Source organism: Mycobacterium sp. SM1 (assembly GCF_018361265.1).
Lineage (GTDB): Bacteria > Actinomycetota > Actinomycetes > Mycobacteriales > Mycobacteriaceae > Mycobacterium.
Map to the genome: position 1 here is coordinate 592,403 of NZ_JAFLNH010000003.1, position 25,037 is coordinate 617,439.

Annotated in this window: 24 protein-coding genes and 1 riboswitch; of the genes, 21 read left to right on the forward strand and 3 right to left on the reverse strand. The window is 67.6% G+C overall.

The features are described 5' to 3' along the window. Positions 1–514 precede the first annotated feature (514 nt). The 6 genes from MSM1_RS15775 to MSM1_RS15800 all read left to right on the forward strand — a co-directional run bounded on the left by MSM1_RS15775 (position 515) and on the right by MSM1_RS15800 (position 4,583). Positions 515–811 (forward strand): PE family protein, encoded by a 297-nt coding sequence (locus MSM1_RS15775; protein ID WP_213440448.1) that lies wholly within the window; start codon positions 515–517, stop codon positions 809–811. 13 nt (positions 812–824) lie between these two features. Then, positions 825–2,102 (forward strand): PPE family protein, encoded by a 1,278-nt coding sequence (locus tag MSM1_RS15780; RefSeq protein ID WP_213444183.1) that lies wholly within the window; start codon positions 825–827, stop codon positions 2,100–2,102. A 90-nt stretch (positions 2,103–2,192) separates the two neighbouring features. Further along, complete coding sequence (locus MSM1_RS15785; protein WP_213440446.1) at positions 2,193–2,489, forward strand: WXG100 family type VII secretion target; 297 nt, start codon at positions 2,193–2,195, stop codon at positions 2,487–2,489. Between the two features lie 41 nt (positions 2,490–2,530). Continuing rightward, positions 2,531–2,815 carry a WXG100 family type VII secretion target gene (locus MSM1_RS15790; protein WP_213440445.1) on the forward strand — a complete coding sequence of 95 codons (285 nt, stop codon included), beginning with the start codon at positions 2,531–2,533 and terminating at the stop codon, positions 2,813–2,815. Between the two features lie 238 nt (positions 2,816–3,053). Then, positions 3,054–3,284: a hypothetical protein gene (locus MSM1_RS15795; protein ID WP_213444185.1), complete on the forward strand. Its 231-nt coding sequence runs from the start codon at positions 3,054–3,056 to the stop codon at positions 3,282–3,284. Positions 3,285–3,857: 573 nt separating this feature from the next. Further along, a complete protein-coding gene (locus MSM1_RS15800) occupies positions 3,858–4,583 on the forward strand; it encodes an MgtC/SapB family protein (RefSeq protein ID WP_213444187.1) in 726 nt (241 codons plus the stop codon). Between the two features lie 931 nt (positions 4,584–5,514). On the opposite strand, the gene MSM1_RS15805 is transcribed toward MSM1_RS15800, so the two are convergent. Then, positions 5,515–7,254: an IS1634 family transposase gene (locus MSM1_RS15805; protein ID WP_213440569.1), complete on the reverse strand. Its 1,740-nt coding sequence runs from the start codon at positions 7,252–7,254 to the stop codon at positions 5,515–5,517. Between the two features lie 257 nt (positions 7,255–7,511). On the opposite strand from MSM1_RS15805, the gene MSM1_RS23025 reads away from it, so the two are divergent. Then, entirely contained in the window at positions 7,512–7,703 is a 192-nt protein-coding gene (locus MSM1_RS23025) for a DUF5615 family PIN-like protein (protein WP_374101736.1), read from the forward strand. A 27-nt stretch (positions 7,704–7,730) separates the two neighbouring features. On the opposite strand, the gene MSM1_RS15815 is transcribed toward MSM1_RS23025, so the two are convergent. Next, on the reverse strand, positions 7,731–9,248 hold the full coding sequence (locus MSM1_RS15815) for a plasmid pRiA4b ORF-3 family protein (RefSeq protein ID WP_213444191.1): 1,518 nt from the start codon (positions 9,246–9,248) through the stop codon (positions 7,731–7,733). 49 nt (positions 9,249–9,297) lie between these two features. On the opposite strand from MSM1_RS15815, the gene MSM1_RS15820 reads away from it, so the two are divergent. The 3 genes from MSM1_RS15820 (at position 9,298) to MSM1_RS15830 (ending at position 11,992) form a co-directional block, all read left to right on the forward strand. Continuing rightward, on the forward strand, positions 9,298–10,074 hold the full coding sequence (locus MSM1_RS15820; protein WP_213444193.1) for a hypothetical protein: 777 nt from the start codon (positions 9,298–9,300) through the stop codon (positions 10,072–10,074). A gap of 480 nt (positions 10,075–10,554) precedes the next feature. Then, entirely contained in the window at positions 10,555–11,136 is a 582-nt protein-coding gene (locus MSM1_RS15825; protein ID WP_213444196.1) for a LysM peptidoglycan-binding domain-containing protein, read from the forward strand. A 142-nt stretch (positions 11,137–11,278) separates the two neighbouring features. After that, positions 11,279–11,992 (forward strand): S1 family peptidase, encoded by a 714-nt coding sequence (locus tag MSM1_RS15830; RefSeq protein ID WP_236056439.1) that lies wholly within the window; start codon positions 11,279–11,281, stop codon positions 11,990–11,992. Between the two features lie 81 nt (positions 11,993–12,073). Here the strand turns inward: MSM1_RS15830 and MSM1_RS15835 are convergent, their stop codons facing one another. Beyond that, complete coding sequence (locus tag MSM1_RS15835) at positions 12,074–13,996, reverse strand: ABC transporter ATP-binding protein/permease (protein ID WP_213444537.1); 1,923 nt, start codon at positions 13,994–13,996, stop codon at positions 12,074–12,076. Between the two features lie 155 nt (positions 13,997–14,151). Between MSM1_RS15835 and MSM1_RS15840 the strand changes: the two genes are divergently transcribed. The 11 genes from MSM1_RS15840 (at position 14,152) to MSM1_RS15890 (ending at position 24,460) form a co-directional block, all read left to right on the forward strand. Beyond that, the gene (locus MSM1_RS15840) at positions 14,152–15,795 is read left to right on the forward strand and encodes an acetolactate synthase (RefSeq protein WP_213444198.1); all 1,644 of its coding nucleotides are present in this window, start codon (positions 14,152–14,154) and stop codon (positions 15,793–15,795) included. A gap of 43 nt (positions 15,796–15,838) precedes the next feature. Further along, positions 15,839–18,175, forward strand: coding sequence for an accessory Sec system translocase SecA2 (secA2, locus tag MSM1_RS15845; protein WP_213444200.1), 2,337 nt, complete (start codon positions 15,839–15,841; stop codon positions 18,173–18,175). A gap of 13 nt (positions 18,176–18,188) precedes the next feature. Further along, a complete protein-coding gene (locus MSM1_RS15850) occupies positions 18,189–18,875 on the forward strand; it encodes a CDP-alcohol phosphatidyltransferase family protein (protein WP_213444202.1) in 687 nt (228 codons plus the stop codon). Continuing rightward, positions 18,868–19,794 (forward strand): DUF881 domain-containing protein, encoded by a 927-nt coding sequence (locus MSM1_RS15855; protein WP_213444204.1) that lies wholly within the window; start codon positions 18,868–18,870, stop codon positions 19,792–19,794. The genes MSM1_RS15850 and MSM1_RS15855 overlap by 8 nt, the downstream gene beginning before the upstream one ends. A 102-nt stretch (positions 19,795–19,896) precedes the next feature. Beyond that, positions 19,897–20,229 (forward strand): small basic family protein, encoded by a 333-nt coding sequence (locus MSM1_RS15860; RefSeq protein WP_213444206.1) that lies wholly within the window; start codon positions 19,897–19,899, stop codon positions 20,227–20,229. Between the two features lie 51 nt (positions 20,230–20,280). After that, on the forward strand, positions 20,281–21,162 hold the full coding sequence (locus MSM1_RS15865; RefSeq protein ID WP_213444209.1) for a DUF881 domain-containing protein: 882 nt from the start codon (positions 20,281–20,283) through the stop codon (positions 21,160–21,162). Positions 21,163–21,188: 26 nt separating this feature from the next. Beyond that, on the forward strand, positions 21,189–21,584 hold the full coding sequence (gene gcvH, locus MSM1_RS15870) for a glycine cleavage system protein GcvH (protein WP_213444539.1): 396 nt from the start codon (positions 21,189–21,191) through the stop codon (positions 21,582–21,584). Positions 21,585–21,735: 151 nt separating this feature from the next. Then, positions 21,736–22,209, forward strand: a complete 474-nt coding sequence (garA, locus tag MSM1_RS15875; protein ID WP_213444211.1) for a glycogen accumulation regulator GarA — start codon at positions 21,736–21,738, stop codon at positions 22,207–22,209. Beyond that, positions 22,209–22,952, forward strand: coding sequence for a MerR family transcriptional regulator (locus tag MSM1_RS15880; RefSeq protein WP_213444213.1), 744 nt, complete (start codon positions 22,209–22,211; stop codon positions 22,950–22,952). Before garA ends, MSM1_RS15880 begins: the two co-directional genes overlap by 1 nt. Before the next feature lie 103 nt (positions 22,953–23,055). Further along, positions 23,056–23,550 (forward strand): bifunctional nuclease family protein, encoded by a 495-nt coding sequence (locus MSM1_RS15885; protein WP_213444216.1) that lies wholly within the window; start codon positions 23,056–23,058, stop codon positions 23,548–23,550. A gap of 250 nt (positions 23,551–23,800) precedes the next feature. Beyond that, positions 23,801–24,460, forward strand: a complete 660-nt coding sequence (locus MSM1_RS15890; protein ID WP_213444218.1) for a MerR family transcriptional regulator — start codon at positions 23,801–23,803, stop codon at positions 24,458–24,460. Between the two features lie 323 nt (positions 24,461–24,783). Further along, a riboswitch (glycine riboswitch) is annotated at positions 24,784–24,881 on the forward strand. Positions 24,882–25,037 lie beyond the last annotated feature (156 nt).

Below are 25,037 nucleotides of genomic sequence, written 5' to 3' on the forward strand. Positions count from 1 at the left end.
CCCGAGGCCGTCGCTGGCCGGCGGTCACGACGAGTGGGGTGCTAGCAGCCGGCAGGAGCGCTCCGCCGGTGAGCATCAACCGGGTGCTTCGTCGACGGCGGCTCTGGTGGGGTGAGCCCGGGCGAACACGGAGCCGGCGTGGTGATAACGGAATTGCCATCGTCCCGCGGCGGTGAGGCCACCCGTACTGGTCCCGCCGCCTTTTTGCCGTGAGATCGTTGTCGACTGAATTTATCCCGACGTTTTATTGACGTTTACTATTTGATGGCGGGTGGTCATCGAATTAACGGACAGGGCGTAATTGTTGGCCCTTTTCGGCCAGTATCCAGCACCCGTCGTTGTCGCTGAAATCGGTTGTAGTGCAGTTTAATTCGCGCCTTTTTGTCGCGTGGTTTGCGGGGTGTGGGGGTGGTGGTGTTTGGGTGGGGAACTCTTTGGTGGTGGGGGGCGACTACTTGAATAGCGCAACCGAATTTGGCAGATGGGCGCTGGATGATTAAGGAGAGGAACTGCGATGTCTTTTGTGTTTACCGAGCCGGAGATGATGCTTGGGGCGGCCGGTGATTTGGGTGGTATCGGGTCGGCGGTGGCCGCCGCGAACGGCGCGGCGGCGGGCCCGACGAGCGCGGTGGTGCCGGCGGCCGCCGATGAGGTGTCGGTGTTGACGGCGGCCCAGTTCGTCGCGCACGCGGGCATGTATCAGGCGGTGGCGGCGCAGGCCGCGGCGGTGCATGAGTTGTTCGTGGCCACCTTGGGGGCCAGCGCGGGCTCGTATGCGGCCACCGAGGCCGCCAACACCGCGGCGTTGTGAGGGGGTGTTGGGGATGGATTTCGCGGTGTTGCCCCCAGAGATTAATTCCGGGTTGATGTATGCCGGTCCCGGGGCGGGCCCGCTGATGGCGGCGGCGGCGGCCTGGGATGGGCTGGCCAGTGAGTTGTATTCGGCGGCGGCCGGTTATGGGTCGGTGGTCTCGGGGTTGACCAGTGGCGCCTGGCAGGGTTCGGCGTCGGCGGCGATGGCGGCCGCGGCCGCCCCGTATGTGGGCTGGATGAGCAGCACCGCCGCGCAGGCCGAGCAGAGCGCCGCGCAGGCGCAGGCGGCGGTGGCGGCCTATGAGGCGGCGTTTTTGGGCACGGTGCCCCCGCCGGTGATCGCGGCCAATCGGGCGTTGCTGATGGCGTTGATCGCCACGAATTTCTTGGGGCAAAACACCCCGGCGATCATGGCCACCGAGGCCCAGTATTTGGAGATGTGGGCCCAGGACGCGGCCACGATGTATGCCTATCAGGGGGCCGCGCTGGCCGCGACGTCGGCGTTGCCCACCTTTAGCCCGGCCCCGCAGACCACCACCGGGGCCGCGCTGGCCGCCCCGGCGGCCGCGGCCGGCCAGGCCGCCGGGGCCTCGGGGATCCAGACGCTGTCGGCGGCCCCGGCCACGCTGGGCGCGATGAGCACCCCGCTGGCCACCACGGCGGCATCCACCGCGCCGCTGGCGGCCACCACGGCCTCGTCCGCGGCAACTAGCGCCGCCACCACGGCCTCCACGGCGGCCTCCACCGCGTCTAAGACGGCCGCGTCCTCTTCGCTGCTGGGTTCGCTGTTTGGCTCTAATTCGCTGATGAATCAGTTGGGCTTTTCCAGCCCGGCGGCGATGGGCAGCACCCTGATCGGCGATGAGCACAACGTCATCAACGACCTGGGGTGGGAGCTTAGCCAGGGTGAGAGTCTGTTTAAGCCAGCGGCTTCGGCCGCCAAGGCGGCTGCGGCGCTGCCCAGCATCGTCAACAACATGCCCCCGATCACCGGGCTGGGCGGGGTGGCCGGTGGGCTGCCGGTGGCGGCCGGGTTGGGCCGGGCCGGTTCGATCGGGGCGTTGTCGGTGCCGCGCAGTTGGGCCGCGGCGATCCCGGCGGAGGTAAGACCGGCCACGGCGTTGCCGGAGGCCCTCCCCTCGGGGGTGCCGCAGGCCGCGGGTGGGCCGGCCGACATGCTCGGCGGGGTGCCGCTGGTGGGGGGGCTTGGGCGGGGGGTGGCCGGGGGTCCGGCGCCTCGCTACGGGTTCCAGCTGTCGGTGGTTCCGCACCCGCCGGCGGCCGGATGAGGAAGGGGGTCATCCAGTTCGAGCCAATCCACACGTCGTCACTGTCGAAACTGTCGAATCGATTTCTCAACACGATAAGGAGATAAGAAAATGCCGATGCGTTTTATGACCGACCCCGACCAGATGCGCGCGATGGCGGCCCGCTTTGAGGGCCACGCGCAAACCGTTCAGGGGGAGGCCGCCAAGATGTGGGCCTCCACCCAAAGCATCGCCGGGGCGGGCTGGAGCGGGGCCGCCGAGGTGGCCTCCTACGACACCATGGGGCAGATGAACCAGGCGTTTAACAACATCGTCACCATGCTGCACGGGGTGCGTGACGGGTTGATCCGCGACGCCAACAACTACGAGACCCAAGAGCTGGCCTCCCAGCGCCTGCTGAGCAGCTAGTAGCCCACCGAGTAACCCACTAACACGTTAGGAGAACACCCATGACGATCAACTACCAGTTCGGCGATGTGGACGCCCACGGGGCGCTGATTCGCGCCCAGGCCGCCGCCATGGAGGCCGAGCATCAGGCCATCATCCGCGATGTGCTGGCCGCCGGGGATTTTTGGGGCGGCGCGGGCTCGGCGGGCTGCCAGGAGTTCATCACCCAGTTGGGCCGCAACTTTCAGGTGATCTATGACCAGGCCAACGCCCACGGCGCCAAGGTGCAAGCCGCCAGCGCCAACATGGCCAGCACCGACAGCGCGGTGGGCGCCAGCTGGGCCTAACCCCGGCGGGCACCCGCATAGCCCCCAGACGGCCCCGCCGCGGCGAGCGCGCCACCACAGCGCCACACCACCACAATCGCCGCGGCGGGCGCCTCACCATCACCGGGGGCGAAAACCGGGGCCCCACCGCGGGTGAGCACCACCAGCACCCAACCGCGGCACCACGAACACAACAAAAACCAGAAAGCCAAAAAGCAAAAGCCAAAAAGCCAGTAAGCAAGAAAGAAGGAACACCCCCATGTATGTGATCCGGCTGCTTGATGGGTCAGAAATCCAGGAATCCAAAGGCGATGTCTTCGACCTGAACCCGGCCACCGGTGTGGTGACGGTGTCACGTGTGGATGGCTTTGAGGAAACCACCACCCACTACTCACCCAGCGCCTGGCAGTCGGTGGTGCACCGGGTGGAACGCAGCGTCGTGCCGGCCTCGCCCTGGCCCATGGTGGGACCGCAAACCTTCACCCTTTAACCGTCACAACACCGCCGGCCACACCCGCAGGCGCCGCACCCACAACCACACACCCAACCGGGCCGATTGATGGCACCCATCAATCGGCTCAACCGTTTTATTCCCAAATACCTTTGCCGCATAGGGAGTTTACGCGCTATTTGCCCAACTATTCCCGTTGCGTAGCCGCCATAGATTCGGCGTTGTCGCTGTCACGGCGCCGCACCCGCAGCCGGTACACCATGTGATCGGCGACGTGTATGTTGCCTGAGACTTTGGCTCGACACCGGCCTCGGGTGATCACTAGCCGCGGTGCTGTGTGACGGGCTGCGATCTTTGCGTTCCCGGGTCTACGATGTCAGACGAGTGCCGAAAATACAATCGCCTTGCGACCATGCTGAAATTCCACCAAAAGCCTTGTCTGCCTAGGACTTACCATCGGCGGTCGGTTAAGCCGCCGGAAGTGGTGACCGCGAAATGAACTTTCGGTGACGATAGCATGAATGGATGCGCGCACAACCGGCGTGAGCCAGCAACCGCCCGCATGCCGCACGGTGGGCAGACCGCGCTGTGGGCCGAAAATGAAAGCGTCCGATGCATACGCTGAGCGTCGTCGATTTCGCGCTACGCCTGGCGGTGGGGCTGGGCTGCGGCGCGCTCATCGGACTCGAACGCCAGTGGCGCGCTCGGATGGCCGGGCTGCGCACCAACACATTGGTAGCAACGGGAGCGACCTTATTCGTGCTCTACGCTGCCGCAACCAATGACAGCAGCCCCACCAGGGTGGCGTCCTATGTAGTGTCGGGCGTCGGGTTTCTCGGCGGCGGGGTAATCCTGCGTCAAGGCTTCACCGTTCGGGGGCTCAACACCGCGGCCACTCTCTGGTGCTCGGCCGCCGTCGGCGTGCTGGCTGCCGGCGGGCACCTGGCGTTCGCGTTGATCGCCACCGGGACCATCATCGCCGTGCACCTGCTGGGACGCCCGCTGGGCCGGCTGATCGACCCTGGCAACCCCGTCGATGAAGATGAGGAGCAGCAGCCGTACCAGGTGCAGCTGATTTGTCGCCCCAAATCCGAAAAATATGCGCGTGCCCAGATCGTGCAGCACACCAGCGCGAACGACCTCATCTTGCGCGGTATCCATACCGGCCGCGCGGACGATGAAAACGTCGCATTGACAGCGCATTTGCTTATGGACGGCCACGCTCCGGCCAAGCTTGAGCGACTCGTCGCGGAGCTCTCCCTGCAGCCCGGCATTTACGCGGTGCAGTGGTATGCGGGTGATTCAAGCGACCCACCGCCACCGGTGCATCCGGGCTAACCGCAGTCAGGTCCAAGCGTCGGTCGCTCCTGCAGAGCCAGCGCGGCGGTCGCCGGCAAGGCCGCACGGTCGCGGGGCAGGGGTGGATAGATCGGTAGGGTGTTGATGGTCGTCTTCGGCGTCTTGCCGCTCGCTCCGCACGCCAGTAGCCAGTACTTCGCGGTTGCAGCCCCCGGTGTATACCGCACCCGCCGAGTCGCGATCGAGAACGCTGACGTACCAAGCAATCCGCAGCGGTAACGTCGGCCTAGCGAACAGGTCGCTGATGACATTGGGGCCAGCGTAGCGACGACGCATCGGGCGCCCCTTGCTGACACGGCGTCACCGATAGGTGTTTCTCCTCCATGCGCGCGGCGGCCACATTGCCGGCTGCGAACACCAACAGCACGCCCTCGACACACAGATAGTCATCGGACCGCTACCCGGACCGGCCGATAGCGCACCACCGGTCGCTGAGCGATCAGCGAGCCGTCGTCATACCCGCGCACCACACCAGGGATCCCCTCGCCGCCTGCCTGTCTCAACGACAGCGACGCGCGGCGCTGCCCGCCCCCTTACGCACATCCCGGTTCTGGTCTCAATTCCGTTGTCCGAACAGCATCTTTCGATCACCGTCCGGGATGACATCCCATGCCGGAAACCCGAGGGGACCATCGCATCGAGCTGGCCTGCCAGCTCGCAGATGACCTAGACGCCGGTCGGCTTGGTGGCCAGCACGATAGCGTTGACCGGTCCTGGGGAGCAGGGCGCTGGGCGAGGCCACGTAGGTGATGCGCAAGAGCGAGGAAGAGGATGTCGCCGAAGCTCTGTCCTGACTTCCGCAGATAGTGGGCACACGGATCGCCGGATTTGGGCGTTTACTAGCGCAAACGTGGGATGAGCCGATTTGGGTCGTGTTACTACACGACGCCAGCGATCCGGGCGGGGTTCGTCAGTCGGCGACGGCGGCGTCGATGCCGGGTGTGAAGGCGAGGTACTTGGGTGGTTCGGGTAGGTCGAGCGCGGCGAGGATGGTTTTCTGATCGCCGGTGAGGGCGGAGCGTTGCGCCACGCGGCCGTCGGCGGTGGCGAAGGTGACCAGGTGCATGCGGTCGAGTTCGTGGCGCAGATTGCGCCAGGTGTCGCCGGTGCGGGTTTCTGCGACGCGGATGAGAAGCAGTGCCAGCCAACACAGTTGGACGTGAGCGCGGATGCGGTCCTCGCGGTGGTGGTAGACCGGGCGCAGCCCCAGCGAGCTCTTGGCGTCGCGCCAGCCGCGTTCCACCGCGAGCAGCTGCTTGTAGGCGGCGGCCAAATCCTCGGCGGTAAGCGTGAGGTCGGAAGTGCGCAGCAGCCACTTGCCGTCGTAGTGGGCTTCACGTTGGGCGGCGGCGCGGTCGATGCGCAGCAGCCCGGTCTTGGTGCGCCGCAACAGCCTGCGCAGCCCGGGCTTGCCCTTCAAGGAGCCGACGAACTCGTCGCGCTTGCGTTTCGGCCAGGCGTCCGAGCCATCGATCAGCCCGGAGAGGTGCTCGATGAGCCGCTCACGCACTGCTGCGTCACGGTCGGCGGCATCCGGGTTGTGGCACACCACGAACCGCTCCGCACGCACCCCCTCGTTGTTGCCGCCGCCGGGTGCCACCCGAATCTCCTTGACCCGCAGGTTGTCGGCCACGTCGTGGTAACGGCCGGGGCGGGCCAGCGCGTCGGCGGCCTCGGCGTTGGTGTGGCGCAGCTTCTCGGCGTGGATGTAGTGCCCGCCGCCGCGGGTGAGATAGGCGCGGTTGGCCGCGGAAGCAAACCCGGCGTCGGCCACCCACACCAGCCGGTGCAGATTCCACGATCCCAGATCGTCTTTGACCGTGCGGATGATCCGCTGATCGCTCTCACTGCCGGGAAAGGTCCAGCAGCGCACCGGGATTCCGTCGCGGGTCACCGCCATCGCGATCACCACCTGAGGCCGGTCGTCGCGGTGGTCCTTGGACTTGCCGAACCGGCGCGCGGCCCGCTCGACCGCTTTCGCGGTGCCGTCGTCGACCTCGGGTTCGGGGGCCAGGTCGGCCAGTTCGTCGGGCACATCGACCTCCCAGTAGGTGGAGGTGGTGTCGATGAAGACGATGTCGACGTCCAGGTTGAGCAGGTGCGCGACCGAATCGAAGATCTGCGCGGCGATCTCGCCTAGCGCGGCGAGCAAAAAGTCCATCGACCGATACGCCGCGTCATCGGAAAACCCGGGGCACTCGGCGATCGCGACCCGTTCGGCGACCCACCGTGTGGCGCCCAGCTTGCTGCCCGGTTCCAGCGCCCGCTGCGCCACCAGCGCGAACAGCACCCGCTCCACGGTCGCGGCGTCCAGGCGCCGGTCCGCGGCGACCCGGCGCAGCGCCGCGCCCACACCCAGCCGGTCCCAGAGTTGGTCGAGCACCCATGCCCCGCCGAAGCGGCGCGAGTCCAAGATCTCGATCTCGCCGGTGTGCGCGGCCGCGATCGCCTGTGCCGGGTCGAGGAACCGCGAGATCGAGGCGACCAGTCGGGCCAGCGCGTCGCGGTCCACGGTGTCAGCGCGGCCGAAGTTGTGGATCACCTTCGCCGAGGGCACCCCGGTGACCGGATGGCGTTCGCTGTGCGCCAGCTGCAGATACGACACCGTCGACCCGTCGCGGTTGCGCCGCTTCGTCTCCCGCAGGTACACCCCTACACTGCTAGCACATATTCGCTGGTGAAGTCCAGCGACACGCCGGAACTCGTGTGCCTACACGAATCCGCCGTTTCGGTGACTCTGCAAGCCTCCTACCAGCACAATCGCTCCGCGCTACCCCGAAATATGCCTACGAACTGCGGAAGTCGGGTCTGTGCTACGCGGCTGAGGCAGTGCGGGAGCGAGAGTCGCCGCTGCGTCCGAGCGCATGAAACCGTTGCTGGACGAGAATCTTCGCCTGCACTGTCCAGATTTCTCATCGAGGCCGGTCCGACGTCGTTCATCTTCGTGATCGTGGATTGGCCAGTGCGACCGATGATGCGGTCATCGCGTTGGCTGCCGCCGAGGGGCGCGTGCTGATCAGCGCTGACACTGATTTTGGCACCTTGCTGGCGCGCCGACAGCAACACAGGCCGCGATGCCTGGACGCGATCACACCGTGAAGGTCCCGGGGATTGTCTTATCGCGGCTTATCGCGGCCATGCTGTCAGCGCGGCGCGGGCAAATTCAACCGCAGTCCTGGTCGGCCGCTCCGGTTGGTCCAGGGCGGATCCTCCACGCCGCAACAAGCCCATCCGGCGCAGCGTGGCAGCGACCTCGGAGGTCACCGCAGCCGCCGACGCCGCCGTGATCGGAGAGCCGTCGCCGCGCATCCAGCCGAGCGCGCCGAGCAGTTCCGCGACGATCCTCTCGTGGTCCCCGGCGATCCCGGCCGCCACCGCGGCCAGGTAAAGCAGCCCGGCCTGGTGCACGCACCGGTTGCTGGACGCGACCGGTGTCCGCTCCGCGAGGTGCCACCACAACCCGACCGGGTCGGTACGCAGCGCCCGTCCCCGCGCGGTCGCAACCAGCCAGCCACGACGCTTGCGCAGCAACCCGATCCGCTGCGCAGACCGCCGCAGGTCCAACACCGGATAGGTGAGGTCCTCGCGGTTGCCCGCGCCTATCCACACGTCGTCGAACCCGAGTTCGGTGAATGCGGCTGCGACATGTACCGGTGGCAGGTAGCCAGCCTGGGTGAGTTTGATGCCGTCGTCGCCGACGCGCTCGAGCAGCCACGCGTACGGGCGTACCGCCGCGGCGGCGGTGTCGGCGCCGATGAGCACCGGATCGCCCAGTCGCGCGCTGCCCAGCAGACGACGCAGCCGATGCCGCCCATCCATAATCCGCATCGCATCGAGCAGATCCCGTAACGGGCTGGGGATCTCGTGCCGGGAGGCGATAGCACCGAGATCGGCCAATACACCGTTTACCACGTCCACATCGAACGGTTTCGGCGCCCAGCCGTACGGATCAGCATCGGGGCCATAGAGTTCGGCGTACTCGGCAAGGACTGCCGCATGATCGGGGTGCGCTGGATCGGTGGCCGCGGCCAGCAGCGCGTAACCGCCGATGCCACCGCAGTCTTCGGCGGGAGCGGGGCGGCGCCCGCCGGTGCAGATCGACCGCGGAGTCGACTCGTAACGGTCCAGCACGGCCTCGAGCCGGATGACGTGCTGCCAGTCATCGCCGAAATCGTAGGTGTAGAACAGTTTGTCGCCGACGTCGACCAGCACCTCATCGAGCCGCACCTCTTCTTCCGGCACGCCCTCGGCGTCACCGTCGGCGACCGAGAACGGGCACAGATAGTACTCCGTCTCACGGCTGTAATAATGTGGGCCGCAACCGAACTGGTGCAGGTGCGAATCCGTCCAGCCGAAAGCGGCCTGGATGATCTCATGCACTTCGTCAAGGAAGAGATCCGATGCGAGTTCGAGCCGCCGCCATACGGGCGGCGTGGTTCCCACCAGATCGACGCGGACCCGAAGCGTCACCGGCTCCCCGCGGCGTGGCCTGCGGCATGACGGTGGCTTGGTCGCGGCGAGCACCTGCTCGACCGACGGCATGCCAGCCGAGGCTAGGCGCTGTGCGAGCGCCTGCACATCGGTGGGCCCGAGTTCCGACAGGGCCTCCTTGATGATCCGCTGGACTTCGTCGTCGTTCGCCACGCCGACGACGGTAGTTCATTGTCGTGCGCGGCGCTGTCAAGATGGACGGATGGCTGAACCGGTGTCGATGGAGATCGCCGATATCACCGACCCGTTGAGCCTGTGGCGGCTGCTGGTGGCCGGTACGGGCGGACGCCGGGTGCCACCAGCGGTCGCCGTCGATGCCTTCCGGCGACTCCACCACGGCGGTGAGCCGGGCGCCTTCGACTCCGCTTTACTGCTGTGCACCGACTGGCGGTGGTCCCACGGGAGCGAGAAAGTGGTTGCCGGCATCATGGATTCGGGGATTCTCGACGATGATGACCAGGACCGGCTTGCCGACCTGCTGTTGTGGAGCGAACGGGTAGTGCGCTACCGGCACCCGTTCTGGTGGGTCGGCACCAGCGTCGTCGAGTACGACCTCGGCGCACCGGGACCGGGCCGGATCATCCTCGTGGATCCGAACACCCCCGTGACCGCGCACCGTAACGTGTGGCCGCCGCTACGGGCCTGGGCAGCGGGCCGTTTGCTCGCGCGACACCGAGCGCGCGCAGGCGACGTGCTCGATCATGCGCGGTCACTGCCAGCGCGCGACGCGGCGGCCGTGGTGACCGGAGCCGTACGCGTAGTCGACCATCTCGAGCCGGATCAGGCGGACGCAGTGCTGAACGCGGCGCTCGCGTGGGGACATAAAGCGCCCCGCAAAGCAGCCCTGGAATGGCTGCTTGCCGACGGCCAGGAGGAGCTGGTGCAGGCGCTGGCGGAAAACGATCCAGACGCGTCCATCCGAGGGTGGGCATCCAGGCAAGTCGCCGACAAGGGCACCCAGGGCAGCCTGTTCGACTGATGCGCTCGACTCGCTGCTGGCGCTGCTGGCAGGCGCCTTCCCCGGCGGGACGGTGTCTCACGCGCGCGTCGCTTGTCGCTGGGATCCGCCGGCTTCGGTGCGGTCGTCTGGGCGTTATCTGCAACCACGCGAGTTCCATCGCAAGGCGCTGCGCCGGGTCCCGAGTTTGCACACCCGCCGCGTGGCGCAGTCCGATATCGCCGCGCCCGAAACCGGGGCATCAGCGCAACCCCCACCCGGACGTCGGCGAGCGGGACGCGGCGTCATTCAAGCCGGCCTCGTTGTCGCGGATACGGCGCCGCCGGCGCACCGCCAATGTTCATCAACCAATGTTCATCAACCGTGTGGCGGCCGGTTTCCTTTGCATCGAGCCGAAACCATCCCGGGGATTGGCGACATCAGTAAGCTCGCCATGGTCGTGCATAAGCAACGACGCCTGGCCGGTAGTTGGCCGGATTGCGCCGACAAGGAGGAAATGCCGTGGGAGACACGCTTACTCAAGGACATAAGCTGGTCAAAGGAGAATCTCTCACCTCGAGCAACGGCGCCTACACGCTGACCCTGCAAGACGACGGCAACCTGGTGCTGGCCGTGCGCGGCAAAGCCATCTGGGCGACCGGGACCAACGGTCAAGACGTGGTGCGCGCCGAGGTACAGCCCGACGGCAACTTCGTCCTGTACACCGCGAGCAAACCGGTCTGGGCCACGAACACCAAGGGCAAGAAGGACGTCAGGCTCGTCCTGCAGGACGACCGCAACCTGGTGCTCTACGCCGCCGACGGGCCCGCATGGTCGACCAAGACCGAGACCGATGCCCCGCCGCCACCGGAGCCCGAAGCCGAAGCCCCCGCCGCCGAAGAGCCGACCCCCGAACCCGAGGCGCCGGCACCCGCGGCCGAGCCCACCGCGCCCCGAACGTACACCGTCGTCGCCGGCGACACGCTGTGGGCGATTTCGGAACGCTTCTACGGCGACGGCAGCAAGTATCAGGTGATCGCCGACGCCAGCGGCATCGCCAACCCTGATCTGATTCACCCCGGACAGGTGCTGACCATTCCCTGACCTGGTATCGCTGCTGCCCGACCCAGCCAAACCGGGACGGATGCTCACGCCGGTTCGGGCTGAAGGCGCTAACGTGGGGAATCGTGACCCCGGTGGCCATTCGGCCGGTCGCTGCGCCGGCCCCGACGCAATGGAGTCGATAATGGGTCGCCCGGCGACGCATGCATCCGCGGTGGCACTGACCGCGGCGCTGCTCGCGGGCGCAGTGTCAGCGACGCCGGTCAACGCCGATGCCGTGCTGGTCTTCCCGGGAATGGAAATCCGCCAGGGCAACCAGGTGTGCACCCTGGGTTACGTCGACCCGGGGCTGAAGGTCGCGTTCGCCGCCGGTCACTGCCGCGGTGGCGAGCAGGTGGCCGACAAGGACGGTCATATCATCGGCCACCTCGCGACTTTCCGGGACAATACGCCGAGCGGCTCGACCGTGGGCAGTGATCAGTTGATCGCCGACTATGAGGCGATTGTGCTGGTTGACGATGTGACGGCAAACAACGTCCTGCCCGTCGGGCGGCCGCTGGAGTCCGAGCCGGGTCTGGTGGTCGAGCCCGGGGAAGGCGTCTGCCATTTCGGGGTCATCACCGGCGAGAGCTGCGGAACTGTCGAACGCGTCAACAACGGGTGGTTCACCATGGCGCACGGCATCGTGAGCCAGAAGGGTGACTCGGGCGGACCGGTCTATGTGACCAACGGCGCCGGTGCCGCCAGGATCGTCGGAATATTCAACAGTGTGTGGGGCCAGTTTCCCGCGGCGGTGTCCTGGTCGACGGTCTCCCAGCAGGTCCGTGAGGATGTCGGGGTGTTGACCGGCTTGCGCCGGGCGCCCGCGCCGTCCGAGCCAAGCCTAGCCGGGCGTTAGCCGCTCGCACCCGGCCCGCGAGATCATCGCGGCCGGCGGGGTCTACAGACCCAGATCCCAGGCATCGCGGGCGCGGGCCGGTTAAACCCGCGCCGGCTCTTCCTCGACCCTGCTCAACCGCCATTCGCCCGCGCCGAGCAGCGTCAGCATGCGCTCGTGGTGCTGCTCGAGGGTGCGCCGATGGCCGACGCTGACGACGATGCAGTCCGGCAATTCGCTGCGCAGCAACTGGTAGAGCGCGAACTCCAGCCCCTCATCGAGCGCCGAGGTGGCCTCGTCTAGGAAGACCACCTTGGGTTTGGTGAGCAGGATGCGGGCAAACGCGACGCGCTGCTGCTCGCCGGGGGAGAGCACCTTGGCCCAGTCCGTGTCTTCGTCAAGGCGGTCGGCCAGGGGAGCCAACGCCACCTTGACCAGCGCGTCACGCAGGGCGTCGTCGGGAATAGCCCCGGGGGGGCTCGGGTAGGACACCACCGCACGCAGGTTGCCCAGCGGCAGGTACGGCAGCTGGGACAAAAACATCGCCTCATTGTCGCCGTCGGGGCGGCGCAACGTCCCCGACGTGTAGGGCCACAGCTCCGCGAGGCTGCGCAGCAGCGTGGTCTTGCCGCTCCCGGAGGGGCCGGTGATCACCAGCGATTCGCCCGGCTCGAGGCGGATGTCAAGCCCATCGATCAACTGCACGCCGGTGGGCGTGCGCACCTCGACGTGGTCGAGCTCAACGGAGCCATCGGTGCTGGCCGCGGTGGCCAGCACCGGCAGTTCGCGGCCCCGGGCGTTGGCGTCGACCAGCCCGTGCAGCCGGATGATGGCCGCGCGGAAAGCGGCGAACGCGTCGTAGTTGTTGCGGAAGAAGGATAGCGACTCCTCGATGTTTCCGAATGCCATCGCGGTTTGGGTGACATCGCCGAACTGGATCTTTCCGGCGAACAACCGCGGTGCCTGGATCACCCATGGCAGCGGAACGATGATCTGCGTCATCGACCAGTTCCAGCCGTTGAATCCGATGGTGCGACGCACGTAGCGGCGGTAATTGTCGATGACGGGGGTGAAACGTTGCCACAACTGGGAGCGCTCGGCTCGCTCGCCACGCCAGAAACCCACGGCCTCAGCGGAATCCCGTAACCGCACCAGGCTATACCGGAACGCGGCGTTGAGCATCTCGTTGCGGAAGCTCAACCGGATCAACGGGCGCCCGATCCAAAACGCGATGATCGTCGCCGCCAGCACGTAGACCAGCACGGCCCAGAACATCGCCCGCGGGATATCGACGCCGAGGATGCTCAGCCGCCCCGAGAGGTTCCACAAGATCGCGGTGAACGAGATCACCGACACCACGGATTGGACGGCGCCGAACAGCAGCGTGCTTCCCGTTCCGTTCGACGGGATGTTCGGCGTGCCACCAGCGCCTGCGGTGAAGATGTCGATGTCTTGCTGGATGCGCTGGTCGGGATTGTCGATGGTGTTGTCGATGAACAGATCTCGGTAATAGGCGTGGCCGTCCAGCCAGTCGTTGGTGAGATGATCGGTCAGCCAGACCCGCCACGCGATGATGAAACGTTGGGTCAAATAGATATCGGCCATCACCCGGGCCACGAAGATCGCCGCGAGCACGCAGAAAATCTCCAGCGACATCCAAAAGCCGTGGATCCCAGAGCGTTTCACGTCATCATCGCCTAAGGCCAAACCCTGGACGGCTTTTTGCACGGCGGTGCTCAAATCGTTGCCCTGGTAGCTGAGCAGCACGCTCAGGCGAACCGCCACGATGACCGACAGCAACAGCACGCCGAGCATCAGCCACACGCCGACAGCGCGTGGGCCGCCGGTGAAGTAGCCGCGAGTGATCCGCCAGTACTGCCGGCCCCACCGCGTCGCATACCGGAGCGCAACCAGTACCGCGAAAACACAGGCAGCGCTGATCGCCCACGCCTGGGCGATCCACCACAACGAGTCGCCCAGAGCGTGGCCCCAGTCGATGGACGGTGTGAACGGCTTGGTGCCCAACTTCGACATCTCCTCGTGGCTGTCCGGGTGGGTTAGGCGTCAACACGGCGCCTTATCGATCATCCAGGGGCGAAGGTACCGTCACCGAGCGGGCCGGCCGTTAGCAAACGCCGCTCTCAAACAGCAACGCCGCCGCGAGTGGATAGGCTGCGGGAATGACTGCCGACACCGCACCCACCCAGACCGTGCACGCCGGCCGGCTCATCGCGCAGCGGTTGCGGGCCAGCGGTGTGGACACGGTCTTCACCCTATCCGGCGGCCACCTGTTCGCCATCTACGACGGCTGCCGCAGCGAGGGCATCCGGCTGATCGACACCCGCCACGAGCAGACCGCGGGCTTTGCCGCCGAGGGCTGGTCCAAGATCACGCGGACCCCCGGCGTGGTGGCGCTGACCGCCGGACCCGGTGTGACCAACGGGATGAGCGCGATGGCGGCCGCTCAGCAGAACGCCTCCCCGCTGGTGGTGCTCGGCGGCCGGGCGCCCGCGGCGCGGTGGGGCATGGGGTCGCTCCAGGAGGTCGACCACGTGCCGTTTGTCGCGCCGCTGGCGCGGTTCGCGGCCACCGCGCAGTCCGCCGATGACGCCGGGCGGCTGGTCGACGAGGCGCTGCGGGCAGCGGTCACCGCCCCGTCCGGTGTGGCGTTTGTCGACTTCCCGCTGGATCACGTCTTCTCGCCCTGCGCTACCGACCCCCGTCCCGGGGCGCTGGCCGAGCTGGCGCCCGCGCCGGCAGCCGACGGCGACGCTCTCGACCGCGCGGCAAGCCTGCTGGCCGGGGCGTGCCGGCCGGTGATCATGGCCGGCACCAACGTCTGGTGGGGCCACGCGGAGGCGGCGCTGCGGCGGCTCGCCGAGGAGCGCCGCATACCGGTGCTGATGAACGGGATGGCCCGCGGTGCGGTGCCCGCCGATCACGAGTTGGCGTTCTCGCGGGTGCGGGCAAAAGCGCTGAGCCAGGCTGACGTTGCCCTGGTGGTCGGGGCGCCGATGGACTTTCGGCTGGGTTTTGGCGGGGTGTTCGGCCCACAGACCCAGCTCATTGTCGCCGACCGCACCCACCCGGGCCGCGAGCATCCGCGGCCGGTGGCGGCCGCGCTCTATGGTGACCTGCCCGCGACCCTTGCGGCCCTGGCCGACGGCGGCCGGGGCGACCACCGGGACTGGATCGGCGAGCTGCGGGAGGCGGAGACCGCCGCGCGCAACCTGGAGCGGGCCGAGCTGTCCGATGAGCGGATTCCGCTGCACCCCATGCGGGTATACGCCGGGCTGGCGCCGCTGCTGGACCGCGACGCCATCATGGTGATCGACGGCGGCGATTTCGGGTCCTACGCGGGCCGGGTGATCGACAGCTATGTCCCGGGATGCTGGCTGGATCCCGGCCCGTTCGGGTGCCTGGGCTCCGGACCGGGCTACGCGCTGGCCGCCAAACTGGCCCGCCCCGAGCGTCAGGTCGTGCTGCTGCAGGGCGACGGCGCCTTCGGATTTTCCGGCATGGAATGGGACACCCTGGTCCGCCACGGCGTGCCGGTGGTGTCGGTGATCGGCAACAACGGCATCTGGGGCCTGGAGAAGCACGCGATGGAGGCGCTCTACGGTTACTCGGTCGTTGCCGGCCTGCGCCCGGGAACCCGCTACGACGAGGTGGTGCGCGTCCTGGGCGGCCATGGCGAGCTGGTCACGGCCCCCGCGCAGCTTCGCCCCGCGCTGGAACGCGCCTTCGCCAGCTCCCGGCCCGCCGTCGTCAACGTGCTCACCGACCCCGCCGTGGCCTACCCGCGCCGGTCCACCCTCGCCTGACGGCCGGCGGCGGCCGCCCGGCGGGCCCGCGTACCGTTGTGCTGTGCCCAAGACCACCAGCGTCCTGCCGGGGCGGCTGAGCGGCCGATTCTGGCGGCTGCTCGGCGCCACCACGGAGAAGAATCTCAGCCGTTCCCTCGCCCGGGTAAGCGCTGCGGCGGAATACGGTGAGAAGGCCGCAGAGCTTGATGATGAGCAGCTGCGCAAGGCGGCGCAGCTGCTGCAGCTGGACACGCTCGCCGAATCCCCCGATATCCCCCAGTTCCTCGCCATCGCCCGGGAAGCCGGCGCGCGGTTCACCGGGCTGCGGGCGTTCGACGTGCAGCTGCTGGGCGCGCTGCGAATGCTGGCCGGCGACGTGATTGAAATGGCCACCGGGGAAGGCAAAACCCTGGCGGGCGCCATCGCGGCCGCCGGCTATGCCCTGGCGGGCCGCCACGTGCACGTCGTCACCATCAACGACTACCTCGCCCGCCGCGACGCCGAATGGATGGGCCCGTTGATCACGGCGCTGGGCCTAACGGTCGGCTGGATCGCCGCCGACTCCACCGCCGAGGAGCGCCGCGCCGCCTACGCCTGCGACGTCACGTATGCCTCGGTCAACGAGATCGGTTTCGATGTGCTGCGCGATCAGCTGGTAACCGACGTCGCCGACCTGGTGTCGCCCAACCCGGATGTGGCGCTGATCGACGAAGCCGACTCGGTGCTGGTCGATGAGGCGCTGGTGCCGCTGGTTCTGGCCGGAACCACCCACCGGGAAACACCACGGCCGGAGATCATCCGGCTGGTGGGGGAGCTGGTCAGCGATGCCGACGCCGACAAATACTTTGCCACCGACGCCGACAACCGCAACGTGCACCTCACCGAAGCCGGCGCGCAGCGGGTGGAGGCGGCCCTCGGCGGCATCGATCTGTATTCCGAAGAGCACGTGGGCACCACGCTGACCGAGGTCAACGTGGCGCTGCACGCCCACGTGCTGTTGCAGCGCGACGTGCACTACATCGTCCGCGACGGCGCGGTCCAGCTGATCAACGCGTCCCGTGGACGCATCGCGGCGCTGCAGCGCTGGCCCGATGGCCTGCAGGCCGCGGTGGAGGCCAAGGAGGGCATTGAGACCACCGAGACCGGCGAGGTGCTGGACACCATCACGGTGCAGGCGCTGATCAACCGCTACCCGACGGTGTGCGGCATGACAGGAACCGCGCTGGCCGCCGGTGAGCAGCTACGCCAGTTCTACGGCCTCGGCGTGTCCCCGATACCGCCGAACACCGCCAACATTCGCGAGGACGAGCCCGACCGGGTGTACATCACCGCGGCCGCCAAGAACGACGCGATCGTCGAGCACATCATCGAGGTGCACCAGACCGGGCAGCCGGTGCTGGTGGGCACCCGCGACGTGGCCGAATCCGAGGAACTGCACCGGCGGCTGCTGCGTCGCGGGGTGCCCGCGGCGGTGCTCAACGCCAAAAACGATGCCGAGGAGGCGCGGGTGATCGCCGAGGCCGGCAAATTAGGCGCCGTCACGGTGTCCACCCAAATGGCCGGGCGCGGCACCGACATCAGGCTCGGGGGCTCCGACGAGGCCGACCACGACCGGGTGGCCGAACTGGGCGGGCTGCACGTGGTCGGCACCGGCCGCCACCACACCGAGCGGCTGGACAATCAGCTGCGCGGCCGGGCCGGTCGCCAGGGCGACCCGGGTTCGTCGGTGTTCTTCTCCAGCTGGGAAGACGACGTCGCCGCGGCCAACCTCGAGCAGCACAAGCTGCCGCGGCAAACCGACGAGAACGGCCGGGTCATCAGCCCCAAGGCGGCGGGCCTGCTTGACCATGCCCAGCGTGTCGCGGAGGGCAAACTGCTTGACGTGCACGCCAACACCTGGCGCTACAACCAGTTGATCGCCCAGCAGCGGGCCATCATCGTCGAGCGCCGCGACACCCTGTTGCGCACGCCCGCCGCGCGTGAGGAACTCGCCGAGCTGTCAGCCGAGCGGTACCGGGAACTCGCCGAGCACCTGTCGGAAGACCAGCTGGAGAAGGTCTGCCGACTGATCATGCTCTATCACCTGGACCGCGGCTGGGCGGATCATCTGGCGTATCTGGCCGATATCCGGGAGAGCATCCATCTGCGCGCCCTGGGCAGGCAGAACCCGCTTGACGAGTTTCACCGGATGGCGGTCGACGCGTTCGCCTCCCTGGCCGCCAACGCGATCGAGGCCGCCCAGCAGACGTTCGAAACCGCTAATGTGCTGGACGACGAGCCGTGGGTGGATCTCTCCAAGCTGGCGCGGCCCACGTCAACGTGGACCTACATGGTGCGAGACAACCCGCTGGCCGACGACGCGCTGTCGGTGCTGAGTCTGCCCGGGGTATTCCGCTAAGGCCTGATTGCCGATGGAGCCCGGGCCCGTGCACGACCGGGTGCTGACGGTGCCTAACGCGCTCAGCGCGGTTCGTCTGGCGCTGATCCCGGTGTTGGTCTACGCGCTGCTGGTCGCGCACGCCGACGTGTGGGCGGTGGTGATCCTGGCCGTCAGCGGTGTCTCCGATTGGGCGGACGGCAAAATCGCCAGGGCGCTGGGCCAAGCCTCCAGACTGGGGGTGCTGCTGGACCCGGCGGTCGATCGGCTCTACCTGGTGACCGTGCCGATCGCGTTCGGGATGCGCGGCCTTGTTCCGTGGTGGATCGTCATCACGCTGCTGACACGAGACGGGCTTTTGGCCGCGACCCTACCGACGCTGCGCCGCCGTGGGCTCGTCGCATTGCCGGTGACCTATGTCGGCAAGGCAGCGACCTTCGGGCTGATGAGCGCCTTCCCCCTGATCCTGCTGGGTCATCTGGACGGGTTGTGGAGCCGGGTGCTGCTGGCCTGTGGTTGGGCGGCGCTGATCTGGGGCCTGTATATGTATCTGTGGGCGCTGGTGTTGTATGCGACGCAGGTGGTCGCGGTCGTGCGCACGATGCCCACGGTGGCCGCCCGCACCCGCTGGCGGCCTGGTCGCCCGGCACATCCGGGCGCTGCGCCCCGCCGGCATCCGGGGCCGAGGGGCCGACGGGAAGGACCCAATGACGATGGCTGACCCGGACCCGATGCTTGGCGGCTATGACTCAGCTGCTGGCCGTGGGGCGCATGAGGCCGCACGGTCGCGGCGGCTCCCGGTGCCCTCGTTGCTGCGGGCCCTGCTGTCGCAGCACCTTGATCCCGGCTACCAGGCGGCGGCCGCTCGGCGCCAGCGGGCTGACACAGCCCCGGCCGGGCGGGCCCGGGTGCGCGAGTGGTGCTGGCAGGCCCTGGCCGCGTTGCTGGTGGCCGCGGTCGTCGCCGCCGCGGCCGCGCAGGCGCGCTCGATGGCTCCGGGGGTGCGCGCGGAGCAGCAGGTGTTGCGGCAAAGCGTGCGCTCCGCTCAGTCGGCCACCAATGAGCTGGCCGCGCGTCGCGGCGCCCTCGCAGCCCGAGTCGACGATCTGCAACGGCAGGAGCTCGCCGCCAACACCGCAGGTCAGCGGCTGCTGGCCCGCCTCGACACGCTGCGTCTGGCGGGCGCCACCGCCCGCGTCATCGGCCCCGGCCTGAAGGTGACCGTGACCGATCCGGGCGTGGGCCCGACCCTTTCCGATGTGTCCAAACAGCGCGTGGCCGGTAGTCGGTTGGTCATTTTGGACCGGGATTTGCAGCTTGTCGTCAACTCGTTGTGGGCCAGTGGCGCTGAGGCCATTTCCGTCGGCGGAGTCCGGATCGGGCCGAACGTGACCATTCGCCAGGCGGGTGGGGCGATCCTGGTGGACAATACCGCGATCAGCAGCCCGTATACGATTCTCGCGGTCGGCCCGCCGCATACTATGCCGGACGTCTTCGAACGCAGCTCCGGGTTGCAGCGCCTGCGGCTGCTGGAGGTCTCCTACGGTGTCGGTGTCAACGTGAGTGTCGGGCCGGACCTCAGGCTCCCGGCCGGAGCGAACCGGGATGTCAAGTTCGCCGAACAGATTGTGCCTCGGTGAGAGAAACCGCGTGAAAGTGATTCGCATGACACCCATGTGCCACCCGCCGCCGGCGGGGTTCAAGGGCGGAGACGGTCACCTCGGGCAGCGGGGTCGGCCGCGGTGATCGGGTTAGCGGCGTTTATCGCCGGCATTGTGCTGGGCCTGGTGTTCCACCCCGGCGTTCCCGAGGCGATCCAGCCCTATCTGCCGATCGCGGTGGTGGCGGCTTTGGACGCGGTGTTTGGCGGGCTGCGGGCCTACCTGGAGCGGATCTTCGATTCAAAGGTCTTTGTGGTGTCATTCGTGTTCAACGTCGTGGTCGCGGCATTGCTCGTCTACGTCGGCGACCAGCTCGGAGTCGGCACCCAATTGTCCACGGCGATCATCGTGGTGCTGGGAATCCGCATCTTTGGTAACACCGCAGCGCTGCGGCGCCGGCTGTTTGGGGCGTGAGTGTTTGGGGCGTGAGGGACGTGAGCGCAACGGGAGAGAAGTGAGCCCACCATGAGCCAGCAAGCCGGGCCACCGGATGGCCCGCAACCCGACGATGAGCACGGCGACGGCGCTGTCCGGCAGCGCGCCGGCGCGACACCCGATGCGGCGGGCCCGCAGCATGGTCGCCACGAATTGCCCCCGGATTACCCGCGGGCCGCGCCTCGGGGCCTGCGGTGGAGCGGATTGCCCGGCGCGGCGCGCCGCTCTCGGCCGGTGTTCGGCGCGCTGGTGGTGCTGCTGTGCCTGATCCTGGGCATCGCCATTGTCACCCAAGTCCGCCAGAACGCCTCCGGTGATGCCCTGCAAACGGCGCGGCCAGCCGATTTGCTGGTGCTGCTGGATTCGCTGCGGCAACGGGAGGCCGCGCTGAACACCGAAGTGGCCGAGCTGCAGCGCACCTTGAGTTCGCTGCGGGCGGCGGGCAGCAGCGATCAGGCCGCCATCGAACACGCCCAGGCGCGCCTGGCCGCCCTGTCCATCCTGGCGGGTACCGTCGGCGCCACCGGGCGCGGTGTGAGCATGACGATCACCGACCCGGGATCGGGCGTGTCGGCAGAGACCATGCTCGACGTGATCAACGAGCTGCGGGCCGCCGGCGCCGAGGCAATCCAGATCGGCGACCGGCACCAGGCCGTGCGCGTGGGCGTGGACACCTGGGTGAGCGGCGCCGCCGGCGCGCTGAGGATCGACGGGAAGACGCTGGTCGCGCCGTATTCGATTCTGGCGATTGGCGATCCGCCGACACTGGCCGCGGCGATGAACATTCCCGGCGGCGCGGTCGATAACGTGAAACGTGTCGGTGGGCACATGTCGATACAGCAGGCAGACCGAGTGGACGTGACCGCCTTGCGGCAACCGAAATCGCACCAATACGCTCAGCCCGTCAAGTGAGTACCAGCGACCAGAACAGGATCACCGTGACCACTATCCCGCCCGACCTTTACTACACCGCCGAACACGAGTGGGTTCGTCGCACCGGCGAGGACACGGTGCGGGTTGGGATCACCGATTTTGCGCAATCGGCGCTTGGCGACGTCGTGTTCGTGCAGCTGCCCGAGGTCGGCACGCAGGTGACGGCCGGCGAATCGTTCGGTGAGGTGGAGTCGACCAAGTCGGTCTCGGACCTTTACGCACCGGTCACCGCGAAAGTGGTTGCCGTCAACAGCGATCTGGAAACCAGCCCGCAACTGGTGAACTCCGACCCGTATGGCGCGGGCTGGCTGATCGACTTGCAAGCCGACGGCGACACCCTCGAGCGGGGTATCGCGAGCCTGCTGGACGCCGAGGCCTACCGCGGCACGCTGACCGAATGAGCAGCGCAGACCCGGCCGGCCGCCGGTCGTGTGGTGGTGGGCACATTGCGCACCGGCGCGCGGTACGGTCGACACATCGGCAGCAAAGCCGATGGGAAGCCAGCCGAGGGACCCGGCAGACAACGCCGAGGCGGTCAGTAAGGAGCAGCGGGTGACGGAGAAGAAAGACAGCGACCGGACCTCCGAGGAAGTCACCGTGGAGACGACATCGGTGTTCCGCGCCGATTTCCTCAGCGAGCTGGAGGCGCCCGCGCAGGCCGGTGTGGAAAGCGCGGTATCCGGGGTCGAGGGACTGCCACCGGGCTCGGCGCTGCTGGTCGTCAAGCGGGGGCCCAACGCGGGATCACGCTTCCTGCTCGACCAACCGATTACCTCGGCCGGCCGGCACCCCGATAGCGACATCTTCCTCGACGACGTCACCGTGAGCCGTCGTCACGCCGAATTCCGATTGGAGAACAACGAGTTCCATGTCGTCGACGTGGGCAGCCTCAACGGCACCTACGTCAACCGCGAGCCGGTTGATTCGGCAGTGCTGGCCAACGGTGACGAGGTGCAGATCGGTAAGTTCCGCCTGGTGTTTCTGACCGGCCCGAAGCCCGCCGACGACCAGGGATCCGCACACTAGTGACCGCTCCCGACGGCCCCGCACTGGCCGGGATGTCGATCGGGGCGGTGCTAGAGCTGCTGCGCCCGGACTTCCCGGATATCACGGTGTCCAAGATTCGTTTCCTGGAAGCCGAGGGGCTGCTGACACCCCAGCGTTCCGCGTCGGGATATCGACGGTTCAGCGCATACGACTGCGCGCGGCTGCGCTTCATCCTCACCGCCCAACGAGACCACTACCTGCCGCTGAAGGTGATCAAAGCGCAACTGGATGCCCAGCCCGACGGTGAGCTACCCCCAACCGGATCATCGTATGGGATGCCGCGATTGGTATCGGTGGCGGGCGGTTCGCGCGCGGACGCCGGATCCGACGCCGCGGCGGTGGCACCCGCTCGCACGCGGTTGAGCCGGGAAGACCTGCTGGCGCGCTCCGGGGTGGACGAGGCGCTGCTGAGCGCACTGCTGAAGGCGGGGGTGGTCACCTCGGGTCCGGCCGGGTTTTTCGACGAACACGCGGTCGTCATCCTGCAATGCGCCCGGGCGTTGGCGGAATACGGCGTCGAGCCACGGCACCTGCGGGCGTTTCGCTCGGCGGCCGATCGGCAATCCGACCTGATCGCGCAGATCGTCGGGCCGGTGGTCAAGGCCGGCAAGGCCGGTGCGCGTGACCGTGCCGATGAGTTGGCGCGTGAGGTCGCCGCGCTGACCATCACGTTGCACACGGCGCTGATCAAGTCGGCTGTTCGCGACGTTCTTCACCGCTGAGGACTAGACTTCGTGTGACGGCTTGGTATTCGATGGTTCGGTGAGTGCGCCGCACCGCGACACCAGGTCAGACTCGGACAGGCAGCATATGCGGAGGGCACAGATGGGTGAAGTTCGCGTGGTGGGCATTCGCGTCGAGCAGCCGCAGAACCAGCCAGTGCTGCTGCTGCGCGAGGCTAATGGGAACCGGTACCTGCCGATCTGGATCGGCCAGGCGGAGGCCGCAGCCATCGCGCTCGAGCAGCAGGGCGTGGAGCCGCCCCGGCCTCTGACACATGACCTGATCCGCGATGTTATTGCCGCGCTTGGGCATTCGCTTAAGGAGGTGCGGATCGTCGATTTGCAGGAGGGCACTTTTTACGCGGATCTGATCTTCGACCGGAACATCAGGGTGTCCGCGCGACCGTCGGACTCGGTGGCGATCGCGCTGCGGGTCGGTGTGCCGATCTATGTTGAGGAGGCGGTACTCGCCGAGGCTGGCCTACTTATCCCGGACAGTACCGACGCGGAGTCCGCTGGAGCTGTCCGGGAGGACGAGGTGGAGAAGTTCAAGGAGTTCCTCGACAGCGTGTCGCCCGACGATTTCAAGGCCACCTAACACCCTGGCCACCGAACGGCGGGGTGCGGGTCGCGGACAAACCCACGCGCCGCATCACGGATGGGTCTCAGATGCGACAGCGCAGCCGACACGCCCCGCGGATAGCGGTGAGCAACCCGAAGGATCGCCATACTTTGAGGGCGATGATGAGCAGACGGCTCGTCGGAAAGCGTATGCTCTCAAGCACTCGGGCCTGAGCAACTGCCGGGGCAGCCAGTGACGATGAGCGCGATCGCCGAGAGGAAACACCGTGGGCGAGCAACCACATCAAGACCAGCTCGAGTTTGCGGACCACTCAGACGCCGCTGCCGGACCCAGCCCCGAGGACACCGCGGCCGACCGTGACGGGACCGCCCCGGTCCCGAGCGAGCCCGTGCAAGACGGCCTGTTCCCCGACGATTCGATACCTGATGAGCTGGTCGGCTACCGAGGCCCGAGTGCCTGTCAGATAGCCGGAATCACCTACCGCCAGTTGGACTATTGGGCGCGCACCTCGCTGGTCGTGCCGTCGATCCGCAGCGCGGCAGGTTCTGGCAGCCAGCGGCTCTATTCGTTCAAGGACCTGCTGGTCCTCAAGATTGTCAAGCGGCTGCTCGACACCGGGATCTCACTGCACAACATCCGGGTCGCCGTCGATCATTTGCGCCGGCGTGGCGTCCAGGATTTGGCCAACATCACCCTGTTCTCCGACGGCACGACCGTCTACGAGTGCACGTCCGCGGAGGAGGTCGTCGATCTGCTGCAGGGCGGGCAGGGAGTCTTCGGTATCGCGGTGTCTGGTGCGATGCGCGAGCTCACCGGTGTGATTGCGGACTTTCCCGGAGAACGCGCCGACGGCGGCGAGTCGATCGCGGCCCCAGAGGATGAGCTCGCGTCGCGGCGCAAACACCGCGACCGCAAGATCGGCTGAGGATGGCCGGCGGACGCCGCCGTACTGGATTTCGCACTGGGTGACGAACGCCGCCTCGACGATGTCGGCACGACGGTGGCCGACTGCGCCGGCCGATCGCCCGCAATCGGCTACCCGGCGGATCGCTGCCGCTCTTGCGTGCTGCGCGCCGTCTTGGGTGATGATCCGTAGCAAACCCACGGCGTCGGAGCCGATCCGGTGGAGGGGGTACCCGTGAGCACGGTTCCCGTCTTCAGCGCGGTCAGCCCGGCATGGCGGCGGACCGCTGCTATACCGCCGCCCAGTCCTGCCGGCACCACCGGTGGGTAAAATCGCCTTCGCATCGCGCTGGTGCGGGAGAGTTCCGTGACGGCCAGCCACGGACGCCGAAGGAGCAGCACCTCTCCGTCAACCTCTCAGGCACCCGGACCGCACCAGACTTCGATGCCTCTGGAAAGCGGTGGCCCGCGTGCTCGGGTCACCCGCCGATGGGGAAAGACCAGGCATCAGTGGTCGAATCTCTCAGGCACCCGGCGCGGGTCGACGACAGAGGGAGAGGGACACGGCGCACTCGGCGAACCCGGGGGCCGCACGGCCC

Bases quoted from the DNA above. Each gene is read 5' to 3' on its own strand.
- MSM1_RS15775 (WP_213440448.1), top strand. From the start codon at position 515: ATGTCTTTTGTGTTTACCGAGCCGGAGATGATGCTTGGGGCGGCCGGT.
- MSM1_RS15780 (WP_213444183.1), top strand. From the start codon at position 825: ATGGATTTCGCGGTGTTGCCCCCAGAGATTAATTCCGGGTTGATGTAT.
- MSM1_RS15785 (WP_213440446.1), top strand. From the start codon at position 2,193: ATGCCGATGCGTTTTATGACCGACCCCGACCAGATGCGCGCGATGGCG.
- MSM1_RS15790 (WP_213440445.1), top strand. From the start codon at position 2,531: ATGACGATCAACTACCAGTTCGGCGATGTGGACGCCCACGGGGCGCTG.
- MSM1_RS15795 (WP_213444185.1), top strand. From the start codon at position 3,054: ATGTATGTGATCCGGCTGCTTGATGGGTCAGAAATCCAGGAATCCAAA.
- MSM1_RS15800 (WP_213444187.1), top strand. From the start codon at position 3,858: ATGCATACGCTGAGCGTCGTCGATTTCGCGCTACGCCTGGCGGTGGGG.
- MSM1_RS15820 (WP_213444193.1), top strand. From the start codon at position 9,298: ATGGCTGAACCGGTGTCGATGGAGATCGCCGATATCACCGACCCGTTG.
- MSM1_RS15830 (WP_236056439.1), top strand. From the start codon at position 11,279: ATGGGTCGCCCGGCGACGCATGCATCCGCGGTGGCACTGACCGCGGCG.
- MSM1_RS15840 (WP_213444198.1), top strand. From the start codon at position 14,152: ATGACTGCCGACACCGCACCCACCCAGACCGTGCACGCCGGCCGGCTC.
- MSM1_RS15850 (WP_213444202.1), top strand. From the start codon at position 18,189: ATGGAGCCCGGGCCCGTGCACGACCGGGTGCTGACGGTGCCTAACGCG.
- MSM1_RS15855 (WP_213444204.1), top strand. From the start codon at position 18,868: ATGGCTGACCCGGACCCGATGCTTGGCGGCTATGACTCAGCTGCTGGC.
- MSM1_RS15865 (WP_213444209.1), top strand. From the start codon at position 20,281: ATGAGCCAGCAAGCCGGGCCACCGGATGGCCCGCAACCCGACGATGAG.
- MSM1_RS15885 (WP_213444216.1), top strand. From the start codon at position 23,056: ATGGGTGAAGTTCGCGTGGTGGGCATTCGCGTCGAGCAGCCGCAGAAC.